Raw genomic sequence first — 12,688 nt, forward strand, 5'->3', positions numbered from 1 at the left:
AGGTCATTGAAGCTCAATTCCGACGGGCAGGTGATCGGAGCCCGTCGCATCATAATCGGTCCAGGCATCCTTCAGGCGAGGGACCAGGCCGGCACTGAGGAAGCAATAGTCGAGATGCATGCGCCGCAGGTGATCGTCCGGGTGAATCCAGCTATAGCTCTCCGGCGTCAGCCGGCCGAGATGGGCAGCCGCGTCGACCGGATTGCCGATGCGCAGCGAGCGCCCATAGAAGGCGTCGCGCGTCCCGACCATCGCATTGTATTCGGGCGATTCCGGCACCATGTTGAAATCGCCCATCACGACGAAATACTCCGGATGCGGCGGCTCGGCGAAGCCGAAATCGGAAGCCCCCGAAATCGCGCCGCCTTCGAGCGGATAGTTGACAAGCCTTTGTTTCAGAAACTCGATCTGGCTGATGCGTTCGCCCGGAAGCACATGGTCGAGGTGGACGGAATAGACGCGCAAGGGGCCGGTCGGCGTCGCAATCAGCGCTTCCGTCGCGCCGCGCTGCAGGTTCATGGGGCTGACGGTTCGCGTGCGTGGCAAGGCGATCAGCCGCGTCGAAAGAATCGGCCAACGCGACAGGATCATGTTGCCGAACTGGAAACGGCGGTTGACCGCGCGGCCGTTCTCGATTGCCGAGCCGACATCGATCTCGCAGGGCGCATGAAAGACAGAAAAATAGCCCGGCAGCAGGTCTTCGAAGATCGAGACGAGGTCGGCATTGCCGTTGCGATGGAAGTTGCGCGTCACTTCCTGCAGGGCGATGATGTCGGCCTCGCGCAGAGAAGCGGCGATACGCTCCGGGTCGAAACGGCCGTCGAGACCGATGCCGTATTGAATATTGTAGCTTGTGAACCGCACGATAGTCTTTGACCTCCAGGGTAACCGCCTATATCGATGGCGGCAAATATACTGAACAGATGGCAGCCAGATGAAATTTCTCGACGAAGCAAAGGTCTATATCCGGTCCGGGGACGGCGGCGCAGGCGCGGTCTCCTTCCGCCGCGAGAAATTCATCGAGTTCGGCGGCCCGGATGGCGGCGACGGCGGCCGCGGCGGCGACGTCTGGGTCGAGGCCGTCAACGGTCTCAACACGCTGATCGACTTCCGCTACCAGCAGCACTTCAAGGCGAAGACCGGCACGCACGGCATGGGCCGCAACCGCACCGGCGCCGGCGGCGCCGACGTGACGCTGAAGGTGCCGGTCGGCACACAGATTTTCGAGGAAGACAACGAGACGCTGATCGTCGACATGGTGGCGGAAGGCCAGCGTTATCGGCTCGCCGCCGGCGGCAATGGCGGCTTCGGCAATGCCCATTTCAAATCCTCCACCAACCAGGCGCCGAACTGGGCCAATCCGGGCCTCGAAGGCGAGGAAAAGACCCTCTGGCTCCGGCTGAAACTGATCGCGGATGCCGGCCTCGTCGGCCTGCCGAATGCCGGCAAATCGACCTTTCTCGCCGCCTGCACCCGCGCCCGGCCGAAGATTGCCAACTATCCCTTTACAACGCTGCATCCGAACCTCGGCGTCGCGACCGTCGATAGCCAGGAGTTCATCCTCGCCGACATTCCGGGCCTGATCGAGGGCGCCCATGAAGGCGTCGGCATCGGCGACCGCTTCCTCGGCCATGTCGAGCGCACGCGCGTGCTCTTGCATCTCGTCTCGGCGCAGGAAGAGGATGTCGCCAAGGCCTACAAGACCGTGAAGCATGAGCTCGAGGCCTATGGCGGCGGACTGGAGGACAAGCCGGAAATCGTCGCGCTGGCGCAGATCGACGTGCTTGATGAAGACGAACTGAAGGCCAAGGCCAAGGCGCTCGCCAAGGCCTGCGGGTCGCCGCCGCTGTTGATTTCGGCGGTCACCAACAGGGGCATGATCGAAGCGCTGAGAGCGCTTCGCAGCGTCATTTCCGCCGCGAAGGCCGGAGAAGAGAGCGCATAGAATGACGAAGACCCGCAAGCCGCTGCAAAAGTACCGCCGGGTCGTCATCAAGATCGGCTCGGCGCTGCTGGTCGATCGCAAGTTGGGGCTGAAGAAGGCCTGGCTTGACGCCATGTGCGCCGATATTGCCGGACTGAAGGCAAGGGGCGTGGAAGTGCTCGTCGTCTCTTCGGGCGCCATTGCCCTCGGTCGGACGGTGCTCGATCTTCCGGCCGGCGCCCTGAAGCTCGAGGAAAGCCAGGCGGCCGCCGCCGTCGGCCAGATCGCCCTGGCGCGCGCCTGGTCGGAAAGCCTCTCGACCGATCAGATCATTGCGGGCCAGGTCCTGCTGACGCTCGGCGATACGGAAGAGCGCCGCCGCTACCTCAATGCCCGGGCAACCATCAGCCAGCTCTTGAAGCTTGGCGCCGTCCCGATCATCAACGAGAACGACACGGTGGCCACCACCGAGATCCGCTACGGCGACAATGACCGGCTGGCCGCCCGGGTGGCGACGATGGTTGGCGCCGACCTGCTCGTGCTGCTTTCGGATATCGACGGGCTTTACACCGCCCCGCCGCATCTCGACCCCGACGCCCGCTTCCTCGATACGATCGCCGAAATCACGCCGGAGATCGAGGCGATGGCCGGAGGTGCGGCCTCCGAGCTTTCGCGCGGCGGCATGCGCACCAAGATCGATGCCGGCAAGATCGCGACGACTGCCGGCTGCGCGATGATCATCGCCTCGGGCAAGCCGGAGCATCCGCTCGCGGCGATCGAATCCGGTGCGCGCTCCTCCTGGTTCGCGCCGGCCGGCTCGCCGGTAACCGCGCGCAAGACCTGGATCGCCGGGCAGCTCCTGCCGGCCGGCACGCTTGTGATCGACGCCGGTGCCGAAACGGCGCTCCGCTCCGGCAAGAGCCTGCTGCCGGCCGGCGTCCGGCAGGTGACGGGCAGCTTCAGCCGTGGCGACACGATCGCGATCCTCGGCTCGTCGGGCCGCGAAATCGCCCGCGGCCTTGCCGGCTACGACGCCGACGAGGCGCGCCAGATCGCCGGCGAGAAGTCGGCCGAGATCGCGGCGATCCTCGGCTATGCCGGCCGCGCGGCGATGGTGCACCGCGACGATCTGGTGATGACGGGTCCCGCCGGCGCACGCTTGGACGATGGAAGAGACGAGAGGAAGGGCGAGGTTCATGCCTGACGCGGTCAATAACGGCGCGGACGTCAACAGCGTCATGCTGGAAATCGGCCGTCTCGCCAAGGCGGCAAGCCGGCCGCTCGCCATCGCGAGTGCCGAGCGCAAGCACGCAGCCCTGATCGCCATGGCGGACGCCATCGTCGCCCGCACGGACGAAATCCTTGGCGCCAATGCGGTCGACCTTGAAAACGCCCGGAAAACCGGCGTCGCCAAGGCCTTCATCGATCGTCTCACGCTCAACCCGGACCGTATCCGCGATATGGCCGACGGCATCCGCGCGATCGCCGCCTTCAAGGATCCGATCGGCGACGTGATTGCCGAATGGGACCGCCCGAATGGTCTGCATATCGAGCGCGTACGCACGCCGCTCGGCGTGATCGGCGTGATCTACGAAAGCCGGCCCAACGTCACGGCCGACGCCGGCACGCTCTGCCTCAAGGCCGGCAATGCGGTGATCCTGCGCGGCGGCTCCGACAGCTTTCATTCGTCGCGGGCGGTCCACGCCTGCCTGGTCGAGGGGCTGAAGGCCGCCGGCCTTCCGGAGCATGCAATCCAGATGGTGCCGGTCTCCGACCGCGCAGCCGTCGGCGCCATGCTGTCCGGGCTCAACGGCGCGATCGACGTCATCGTGCCGCGCGGGGGAAAAAGCCTTGTCGCCCGCGTCCAGAGCGAGGCGCGGGTGCCGGTCTTCGCGCATCTCGAAGGCCTCTGCCACATCTATGTCGATGCCTCCGCCGATCTCGATATGGCGACGAAGATCGTCGTCAATGCCAAGATGCGCCGCACCGGCATCTGCGGTGCCGCCGAAACGCTGCTCGTCGACCGCAATGCCGCAGATCGTTTGGCAAGCCCGCTGCTTCAGGCGCTCGTTGACGCGGGCTGCGAAGTCAGGGTTGCGAACGAGCTGGAAGCGCTGCTGCCGGGTCTGAAGCCCGCGACCAATGAGGATTGGGCAACCGAATATCTCGACGCAATCATCTCGGCGAAGCTCGTCGACGGCATTTCCGGCGCCATCGACCACATCAATACCTGGTCGTCGGCTCATACCGAAGCGGTTATCGCGGAAGATCCGGCCGTCGTAGAGCGCTTCTTCTCGGAAATCGACTCCGCCATTCTCCTGCACAATGCCTCGACGCAGTTTGCCGACGGCGGAGAGTTCGGCATGGGCGGCGAGATCGGTATCGCCACCGGCAAGATGCATGCACGCGGGCCGGTCGGCGTCGAGCAGCTGACCTCGTTCAAATACCGCGTGCGCGGCACGGGACAGGTGCGGTCCTGACGTGATCTCGCCTCGGGTGAACGCGCGTTATCTGCGCATGCCGCATGTCGAAAGCGGGATGACGGTTGGCCTTTTCGGCGGGTCTTTCAACCCGCCCCATGGCGGCCATGTCCTCGTTGCCGAAACGGCGCTGCGCAAGCTCGGTCTCGACCAGCTCTGGTGGATGGTGACGCCCGGCAACCCGCTGAAGAACCACAACGATCTCGCGCCGCTTGCGGACCGCATCGCGCTCAGCGAGAAGATCGCCTCCAATCCCCGCATCAAGGTCACGGCCTTCGAGCAGGCGCTCGGCCAGAGGTACACGGCGCGTACGCTTGAAATCGTCCGCGCACGCAACCGCGATGTACGCTTCGTCTGGGTGATGGGGGCGGACAACCTCAAGAATTTCCACCGCTGGCAGAACTGGCGCAAGATTGTCTCGACCTTCCCGATCGCGGTCATCGACAGGCCCGGCTCGACGCTTGCCTATCTTTCCTCGCGCATGGCGCGGACGTTCGACTATGCGCGCGTCGACGAGGACGACGCCCGGGCGCTCGCCTTCCACCCCGCGCCCGCCTGGACATTCATTCACGGGCCACGCTCAGCGCTCAGTTCGACGGCGCTTCGCTCTACAGCGCCGCGCGTCTCATCAGACGCGCAAAGGGCGCTGTAGCCGCTGTTTATCCTTAACTCGGCTTCGACTTAAGGGAACATGCAGTGGTGAAATCCGCGTGAATTCCCATGATTCATTTCTCGCGTCTTGAAACCCTCATGGTTTGGTGCCTACATTTACGGACGGTTCGATCCTGATCGTCGAATCGGAAGTGCCTGTTCTGTTCTTTTGGAAAGGAAAGACCCTGACAACAGTACACGCCAAGGGTTATGCGGCAACCGCATACCCGCGCAGCACGGGATCAAGCGACGAAGCCGCTGTCCGTGCGCTTAACCTGGTCCTCGAAAGCCTAGAGGACTCGAAGGCAGAAAATATCGTCACCATCGACATTGCCGGAAAATCGGCGCTGGGAGACTTCATGGTCGTCGTCTCCGGGCGGTCGAACAGGCATGTGATGGCGATTGCCGACCACCTGATCACGGACCTGAAGGACGAAGGGTTTGGCAACTCCCGCGTCGAAGGCCTTGAAGGTGGCGACTGGGTGCTGATCGACACCGGCGATGTGATCGTTCACATCTTCCGGCCGGAGATCCGGGAATTCTACAACATCGAGAAGATGTGGGCGGCCCCGGAGATCGAGGACGGTACCCTGCACTGAGACGCGCCGCCCGAGCCTGACTCACTACAGCGCGGCGCGTCCTATCAGACGCGCAAAGGACGCTGTAGCACTTTGAATTGCTGTATGTTTTATCCTTAAATCGGGCGCGATTTAAGGAAACATGCAGTAGCCTCAGGACGGAGCGGCAGCGCCCGTGTCGAATGAAAATGCGGCTGTCATCGCCCGACCGGGCGGATGGCGGTAAGAGTGGTTTTGCCAGTCGAATCGCAGGATCGGTTTGGCACCGGTAGGGATGATCGGGTCGTGCGTGTTGGACTTTTCGCAGTCGGCCGCCTGAAGGCGGGGCCGGAAAAGGATCTCGCGGGCCGTTATCTCGACCGCTTCGCCAAGGCGGGACCCGCGGTGGGGCTTGAGCTCGCCCGGGTCGTGGAAGTGGGCGAAAGCCGTGCCGCCAACGCCGAGACGCGCAAGCGCGAGGAGGCCGCCCAGCTTGAAAAGGTGCTTGCGGACGGTGGCCTGCTCGTGCTGCTCGACGAACGCGGAAAGGCGATCGACTCGGAAGCCTTCGCTTCGCTCATCGGCTCCTTCCGGGACAGCGGAAAACGCGATCTGATGATTGCGATCGGTGGCGCCGACGGCCTGGATCCGGCACTGCACGGACGCGCTGACGCCATACTCTGCCTTGGCAAGATGACCTGGCCGCACCAGCTTGTACGCATCCTGATCGCCGAACAGCTTTATCGCGCCGTAACGATACTGTCGGGTCATCCCTATCACCGTGCATGACGAGACGCTTGTTTATTCACGAGCGCGATAACACGATTATGTGTTGGTTGGCCCGGCCAAATCAGATTAGGGTTTTCTTACCTATTTTTTTGAGGGACCATCGGGCCGGATGACGCGCCGAGAAAAAAGTGCCGATTTGAGACGGGCGGCGCGTCAAGTCGGACGCGGTGCCGCGGCATTGGCCGTTCTCTTGAGCGTGATCGCGCCGGGTCTTGCCCAGGAGGCAACCGTCGGGGCTCCCGCCGGCGCGCCGGCAAATGAACAGGGACCGCCAGACCCCGCAGCCAATCTGGCACTGCGGCGCGACAGCACGCGCAGTGAGCTCGACGCGCTTTCCAAGACCATTACGCTGTCGCATGAGCGCGCCGAAGCGCTTGAGCAGACCATCGCCGAGATCGACAAGAGCAACGAGGCGCTGCGCGCCGCGATCGTCGAGTCGGCAAGCAAGCGACGCGGGCTTGAGCAGCAGATTGCCGACGGCGAGAAGAAGCTCAACGACCTGCGCGTGAACGAGGACGTGGTGCGGCGGTCGCTCCGTGCCCGGCGCGGCGTGCTTGCCGAAGTGCTTGCCGCTCTGCAGCGCATGGGGCGAAATCCGCCGCCGGCCATCCTCGTCACGCCGGAGGACGCGCTAGCCTCGGTTCGCAGCGCAATCCTCCTTGGCGCCGTCGTGCCGGAGATGCGCGAGCAGACCGACAGTCTCGTCGCCGATCTGAGGTCGCTCGCGGATATTCGCAGCGGCATCGGAAAACAGCGAGAGGAATTGACGGCGGCGATGACGGCCAATCTGGAGGAAGAGCGCCGCATGTCGATGCTCGTCGCCGAGAAGGAGAAGCTGCGCCAGAAAAACGCAACGGAGCTTGCCGCCGAGGAACGTAAGGCTGAGGAACTGGCGCTGCAGGCGACCAATCTCGAAGGATTGATTTCGTCGCTCGAGACCGAGATTTCCTCGGTGCGGGACGCCGCCGCGGCCGCTCGCGCGCAAGAGGAGGAGCGCCGGCGGATGAGCGAGGCCGAGCGCGAAGAGGCCCGAGAGATCGCCCGCAACGCAGTGCCCGACAAAAACCGCATTGCGCCCGCATACGTATTTTCGGAGTTGCGGGAGAGGCTTGCCTATCCCGTCGCGGGGTCGCTCTTGCGGCAGTTTGGCGATGCAGACGGCACCGGGCATTCGCTGCAGGGTATCATGCTGGAAACCAATGCAGGCGCGCTGGTGACAACGCCGGCGGACGGTTGGATTGTCTACGCTGGAAGTTTCCGCAGCTACGGGCAGATGATCATTCTCAATCCCGGCGACGGATATCATATCGTTCTGTCGGGAATGGAAAATGTCAGTGTCCGGCCGGGACAGTTTGTCGTGGCTGGGGAGCCGCTGGCGACGATGGGTGCAAAAAGAGTGGCGAGTGCGGCGGCCTTGGCGCTGGAAACTGACAGGCCAACGCTTTACATTGAATTCCGAAAAGACGGAAAACCGGTCGATTCCCGACCGTGGTGGTCCGCAGCAGAGGTTGGAAAGGCGCGAAATGATACGTAGAGCTTCACTTGTTCTGGTCGGGGCGCTGATGGGTGCGACGGCGATGGGCGTCGTCTATTCGGCGACCATTCCGGCCGTGGCAGCCAATTCGTCGACGTACCGCGAACTGGCGATTTTCGGCGACGTTTTCGAGCGCGTGCGGGCGCAGTATGTGACGCCCCCGCAGGATGACAAACTGATCGAGAATGCCATCAACGGCATGCTCTCCTCTCTCGACCCGCATTCGAGCTACATGAACTCGACCGACGCCGAGGATATGCGCACCCAGACGCGCGGCGAATTCGGCGGTCTCGGCATCGAAGTGACGATGGAAGACGATCTCGTCAAGGTGACGAGCCCGATCGACGACACGCCCGCGGCGCGCGCCGGCGTGCTTGCCGGCGACTTCATCTCGAAGATCGACGGTCAGGACGTTCGCGGCCTGAAGCTCGAGGAGGCTGTCGACAAGATGCGCGGCGCCGTCGGCACGCCGATCAAGCTCACCATTCTGCGCAAGGGCGCCGAAAAGCCGATCGAACTGACGATCGTGCGCGACGTGATCGCAGTGCGTGCAGTCAAGGTCCGCACCGAAGGTGGCGACGTCGGCTATCTGCGGGTCATCTCTTTCACCGAGAAGACCTTCGACGACCTGAAGAAGGGTATCGAGAAGATCAAGGCGGACGTTCCGGCAGACAAGCTGAAGGGCTACGTGCTCGACCTGCGCCTCAACCCGGGCGGTCTGCTCGATCAGGCGATCAATGTCTCGGACGCCTTCCTCGAGCGCGGTGAGGTTGTTTCGACCCGCGGCCGCAATCCGGACGAGACCCGTCGCTTCAATGCGACGCCGGGTGATCTCGGCGACGGCAAGCCGGTCATCGTGCTTGTCAACGGCGGCTCGGCATCGGCATCGGAAATCGTTGCCGGCGCGCTCCAGGATCTGAAGCGCGCCACGGTCCTCGGCACCCGGTCCTTCGGCAAGGGCTCGGTTCAGACGATCATTCCGCTGGGCGATGCCGGCGCGCTGCGCCTGACGACGGCGCTCTACTACACGCCCTCCGGCAAATCGATCCAGGGCACCGGCATCTCGCCGGACATCAAGGTCGAGCAGCCGCTGCCGCCGGAGCTTCTGGGCAAGGTGGAAGCGCAGGGCGAATCCGACCTGCGCGGCCACATCAAGGGCCAGAACGAGGACGATGAGGGTTCCGGCTCCGTGGCCTATGTCCCGCCGGAAGCCAAGGACGACATTCAGCTCAACTACGCCCTTGACCTGTTGCGCGGCAAGAAGACGGATCCGTCCTTCCCGGCCAATCCGGAGCAGGCCGAACTCAAGAAGTAAGCCAAGCCCGATTGAGAAATTCGTGAATATGGGCGCCGGGCTGTTCAACCCGGCGCCTTTATATTATGCAACGGGAATCGCCGGCGCGGATCTGATGATTCTTCGTGAGCGGCATTCCATCACCGGTAATTTCCTTCAGGTCGACCGAGGCTCCGTTTGGGAACCGATCTCAATGCCCCACTTGGCCAGAACCGGAAGGTGAGGTCCGCGCGTCGACGCGACTTCCGCAGCTCCCTCGGCTATGTTCTCGCGAGCCTCTGTGCAGCCACTGTCGTCGGCCTTTCCGCCTGGAGCGCTTTATCTCCCGACGGGCTCATCCATGCGCCCGAGGCGCCTGAACTTGCCTCAAAAGGCACAGCATCCGTTGGAGAGACGTCGGTAACCGCCGGAAGGACTGATGGCGCTGGAAGGCGGAAAGGTCCCCTTCGCCCGGACGGTGCACTGTCCGGCGCCCATGTCGAAGAGATGCTGACCAACGATGGGGCGACGGTGACGAAATTCACGCCGCGATCGCGCGAAAGCGACGGCCCGGCATTCATCAATGTCGGACCCGTTCGCGGCCAGGACCCGCGCATGGCAGCGTTGCCGAACGAGGACCTGCTGGAGGACAACCCGCAAGGTCGGCTGCCGATCACCGGTCCGGATGGGCTTAGGCCGATGGACCAGTACGCGCGGCCGTGGTCCGGAGCGCGAGGCACTCGCATATCGCTTGTCGTCGGCGGCCTCGGCCTCAGCCAGACCGGAACGCAGCGGGCGATCCGCGACCTATCGCCGGAGGTGACGCTTGCGTTTGCCGCCGCCGGCAACAGCCTGCAGCGTTGGATGCAGGACGCGCGACGCGACGGCCATGAGATCCTGCTGCAGATTCCGATGGAGCCGTTCGACTATCCGGACAATGATCCAGGCCCGCACGCGCTCCGCGTTTCATTGAGCGCCACGAAAAACCTCGCTGCGTTGCACCGGAGCATGGGCCAGATCACCAACTATACCGGCGTCATGAACTATCTCGGCGGACGCTTCCTCTCCGACGCCGATGCGCTCGAGCCGGTGATGCGCGATCTCGGCAAGCGCGGACTGCTCTTTCTCGACGACGGCACATCGGCACAGTCACTCTCGGGCACTCTGGCCGGCGCCTTCGACGTGCCGCATGGTTTTGCCGATGTCATTGTCGACAGCGAACTCAGCCGCGGCGCCATCCTGCGCAAGCTCGATGAACTCGAGCGCGTCGCAAGGCGCAACGGCACGGCGATCGGCGTCGCCTCCGCCTTCGAGGAAAGCGTGGCCGCGATCGCCGAATGGATGCAGGAAGCCGGCGGGCGCGGCATCGAAATCGTCGGCGTTTCGGCGCTCGTCAACGATCCGCAACAAAAATGAGATAAGCGGGGCGAAAGGGATGGATCCCGATCGGACCGCTGTATCGCTATGCGTTGCATCGGGTCTCGCGGGGTTTGCAACGCCCCGGGGCCAGAGAAGGGAAGTCAGTATGAGCAAGGACAAAAGCAAGGTCGTGAAGGCGGAAGACCTGCCCTACCGACCCTGCGTCGGCGTCATGGTCCTGAACCGCGAAGGCCTTGTCTGGGCCGGGCATCGGATCGCCGTCGGCAATTCGGAATATGATGGCTCGCCGCAACTGTGGCAGATGCCGCAGGGCGGGATCGACAAGGGCGAGGATCCGCTGAAAGCCGCTTACCGGGAACTCTACGAGGAGACCGGCATTCGCTCGGTTTCACTGCTTGCCGAGGCGCCGAACTGGATCAACTACGACCTGCCGCCGCAGTTGATCGGGATCGGCCTGAAAGGCAAGTACCGCGGACAGACGCAGCGCTGGTACGCCTTCCGCTTCGAAGGCGAGGAAAGCGAAATCGCCATCAACCCGCCGCCCGGCGGCCATGATCCGGAATTCGACGCATGGGAGTGGAAGCCGATGCACGAATTGCCGCATCTGATCGTGCCCTTCAAGCGCAAGGTCTATGAAGAGGTCGTCGCGACTTTTTCCCGTCTCGTGCGCTGAAGGCGTTCTCCATCCGCATCTGCTCCTCATCGCCTGCCGGCCGGCAACCCTTCTCCCCGCGAGCGGGGAAGGGACGATACCGCGCCGCCCGCGGCTGACGTCGCCTGCAGCGCCGCGCGTCTCATCAGGCGCGCAAAGAACCCGTAGCACTTTGAATTGTCGCACCGCCGCGTCCCCTCGCCCCGCCTGCGGGGAGAGGGTTAGAGCAATTCCAGGAAAAGTGTGTAACGGTTTTCCGTCCGGAATTGCGTAATTTCAAAGAGTTAGATCATTTCGCTGTTTCAAAGAAACAATGAAATGATCTAGGGTGAGGGGCTACCCCGATCTTTTCGTGGACGAACGAAAAAAAGCGCGCCGCGTTCGGTTGCGCGGCGCGAAGAGTTCCTGAGGCTGCGCGCCTATTCGGCTTCGTCGGCCGAGGCAGCGTTGAGCTGACCGTACTTCTGCTCGCCGATCTTCTCGAGAAGATCGATCTGCGTCTCGAGGAAATCGATATGGCCCTCTTCGTCTGCGAGCAGTTCCTCGAAGAGCTTCATGGAGACGTAGTCTCCGGCGTCATGACAGATGTCGCGGGATTTCTTGTAGGCCGTGCGGGCGTCGTATTCGCCGGCGAGGTCGGCCTTGAGCACTTCCTTGACGTTCTGCCCGATGCGCAGCGGTGCGACCGTCTGCAGGTTGGGATGGCCTTCGAGGAAGATGATGCGTGCGATGAGCTTGTCGGCGTGGTGCATTTCCTCGATGGATTCAGCGCGCTCCTTCTTTGCCAGGAGCGTGTACCCCCAATCCTCGAGGAGGCGGTAATGCAGCCAGTACTGGTTGACGGCGCCGAGTTCGAGATAGAGCGCTTCGTTAAGCTGCTCGATGACCTTTTTGTCGCCTTTCAAGATCCGCCCTCCGGTTTTCCTCATGGAATTGTTTTAGGCGGATCATGAAATCAAATATCTCGGCTTCCGTCGAGTCGCGACGGGCGTGATATTGCTCGGTGGTGCGGATGATGATGTCGACGACATTCGGGAAGCAGCCGCAGCAACGGCCGCGTTTTTCCATCGCATGATAGACCTTCGCCGGCACGATCAGCTGCCAACAGTCTTGGTCGAGCAGGCTGATGATCGTGTCTTCGATCTCTTCTTCTGTGATGAAATTGCAGCTGCAAACCAGCATCTCGTCTCGCCTATCAAACGCAACGCCCTGATTTCGTGTATAAAGCAAAAGAGGATATTTGCCGTCAAGAAAAAACTCATCCCCGTAAAGTTGAGGGGCATATTAGAGCCGTTCTAAACTTGACGAAAACCATCGCATTTTCATTGGATTAGACGATTCTAAGGAGACGGTTTCTCTTCCAGGACGTGCAATTTTGATCGGATCGCCTGCGACATTTTTACACAGGCGCGTCTCAAGCGTCGCGAACCTCGTGAATTCACCAAGCC

General features: G+C 62.8%; 13 protein-coding genes. 10 read left to right on the forward strand and 3 right to left on the reverse strand.

What is annotated here, in order from left to right:
• Nucleotides 1-3 precede the first annotated feature (3 nt).
• Complete coding sequence (locus RB548_RS17575; RefSeq protein ID WP_331372507.1) at nt 4-864, reverse strand: endonuclease/exonuclease/phosphatase family protein; 861 nt, start codon at nt 862-864, stop codon at nt 4-6.
• A gap of 70 nt (nt 865-934) precedes the next feature.
• Here RB548_RS17575 and obgE point away from each other — a divergent pair, with 70 nt between their 5' ends.
• The 10 genes from obgE (at nt 935) to RB548_RS17625 (ending at nt 11,261) form a co-directional block, all read left to right on the forward strand.
• A complete protein-coding gene (gene obgE / locus RB548_RS17580) occupies nt 935-1,945 on the forward strand; it encodes a GTPase ObgE (RefSeq protein WP_331372508.1) in 1,011 nt (336 codons plus the stop codon).
• A gap of 1 nt (nt 1,946) precedes the next feature.
• On the forward strand, nt 1,947-3,128 hold the full coding sequence (proB, locus tag RB548_RS17585) for a glutamate 5-kinase (protein WP_331372509.1): 1,182 nt from the start codon (nt 1,947-1,949) through the stop codon (nt 3,126-3,128).
• Nucleotides 3,121-4,404 (forward strand): glutamate-5-semialdehyde dehydrogenase, encoded by a 1,284-nt coding sequence (locus RB548_RS17590; protein WP_331372510.1) that lies wholly within the window; start codon nt 3,121-3,123, stop codon nt 4,402-4,404. Before proB ends, RB548_RS17590 begins: the two co-directional genes overlap by 8 nt.
• Before the next feature lie 58 nt (nt 4,405-4,462).
• Complete coding sequence (locus RB548_RS17595) at nt 4,463-5,056, forward strand: nicotinate-nucleotide adenylyltransferase (protein ID WP_331372511.1); 594 nt, start codon at nt 4,463-4,465, stop codon at nt 5,054-5,056.
• Nucleotides 5,057-5,162: 106 nt separating this feature from the next.
• Entirely contained in the window at nt 5,163-5,654 is a 492-nt protein-coding gene (rsfS, locus tag RB548_RS17600; protein ID WP_331372512.1) for a ribosome silencing factor, read from the forward strand.
• A 264-nt stretch (nt 5,655-5,918) separates the two neighbouring features.
• The gene (rlmH, locus tag RB548_RS17605) at nt 5,919-6,401 is read left to right on the forward strand and encodes a 23S rRNA (pseudouridine(1915)-N(3))-methyltransferase RlmH (RefSeq protein WP_331372513.1); all 483 of its coding nucleotides are present in this window, start codon (nt 5,919-5,921) and stop codon (nt 6,399-6,401) included.
• Between the two features lie 109 nt (nt 6,402-6,510).
• Nucleotides 6,511-7,935, forward strand: coding sequence for a murein hydrolase activator EnvC family protein (locus RB548_RS17610; RefSeq protein WP_331372514.1), 1,425 nt, complete (start codon nt 6,511-6,513; stop codon nt 7,933-7,935).
• Nucleotides 7,925-9,250, forward strand: a complete 1,326-nt coding sequence (locus RB548_RS17615; RefSeq protein WP_331372515.1) for a S41 family peptidase — start codon at nt 7,925-7,927, stop codon at nt 9,248-9,250. Before RB548_RS17610 ends, RB548_RS17615 begins: the two co-directional genes overlap by 11 nt.
• A gap of 156 nt (nt 9,251-9,406) precedes the next feature.
• Complete coding sequence (locus tag RB548_RS17620; RefSeq protein WP_331372516.1) at nt 9,407-10,624, forward strand: divergent polysaccharide deacetylase family protein; 1,218 nt, start codon at nt 9,407-9,409, stop codon at nt 10,622-10,624.
• A 109-nt stretch (nt 10,625-10,733) separates the two neighbouring features.
• Nucleotides 10,734-11,261 carry an RNA pyrophosphohydrolase gene (locus tag RB548_RS17625; RefSeq protein WP_331372517.1) on the forward strand — a complete coding sequence of 176 codons (528 nt, stop codon included), beginning with the start codon at nt 10,734-10,736 and terminating at the stop codon, nt 11,259-11,261.
• 398 nt (nt 11,262-11,659) lie between these two features.
• Here the strand turns inward: RB548_RS17625 and bfr are convergent, their stop codons facing one another.
• Both bfr and RB548_RS17635 read right to left on the reverse strand, forming a co-directional pair.
• Nucleotides 11,660-12,145: a bacterioferritin gene (gene bfr, locus RB548_RS17630; protein ID WP_180939381.1), complete on the reverse strand. Its 486-nt coding sequence runs from the start codon at nt 12,143-12,145 to the stop codon at nt 11,660-11,662.
• Nucleotides 12,111-12,422, reverse strand: a complete 312-nt coding sequence (locus tag RB548_RS17635; RefSeq protein ID WP_331375003.1) for a (2Fe-2S)-binding protein — start codon at nt 12,420-12,422, stop codon at nt 12,111-12,113. Before RB548_RS17635 ends, bfr begins: the two co-directional genes overlap by 35 nt.
• Between the last annotated feature and the right edge of the window lie 266 nt (nt 12,423-12,688).

This window comes from Sinorhizobium chiapasense (assembly GCF_036488675.1).
In the GTDB taxonomy this organism is placed as follows: Bacteria; Pseudomonadota; Alphaproteobacteria; order Rhizobiales; family Rhizobiaceae; genus Sinorhizobium; species Sinorhizobium chiapasense.

Bases quoted from the DNA above. Each gene is read 5' to 3' on its own strand.
- obgE (WP_331372508.1), top strand. From the start codon at position 935: ATGAAATTTCTCGACGAAGCAAAGGTCTATATCCGGTCCGGGGACGGC.
- proB (WP_331372509.1), top strand. From the start codon at position 1,947: ATGACGAAGACCCGCAAGCCGCTGCAAAAGTACCGCCGGGTCGTCATC.
- RB548_RS17590 (WP_331372510.1), top strand. From the start codon at position 3,121: ATGCCTGACGCGGTCAATAACGGCGCGGACGTCAACAGCGTCATGCTG.
- RB548_RS17595 (WP_331372511.1), top strand. From the start codon at position 4,463: ATGACGGTTGGCCTTTTCGGCGGGTCTTTCAACCCGCCCCATGGCGGC.
- RB548_RS17610 (WP_331372514.1), top strand. From the start codon at position 6,511: ATGACGCGCCGAGAAAAAAGTGCCGATTTGAGACGGGCGGCGCGTCAA.
- RB548_RS17615 (WP_331372515.1), top strand. From the start codon at position 7,925: ATGATACGTAGAGCTTCACTTGTTCTGGTCGGGGCGCTGATGGGTGCG.
- RB548_RS17625 (WP_331372517.1), top strand. From the start codon at position 10,734: ATGAGCAAGGACAAAAGCAAGGTCGTGAAGGCGGAAGACCTGCCCTAC.
- RB548_RS17635 (WP_331375003.1), bottom strand. From the start codon at position 12,422: ATGCTGGTTTGCAGCTGCAATTTCATCACAGAAGAAGAGATCGAAGAC.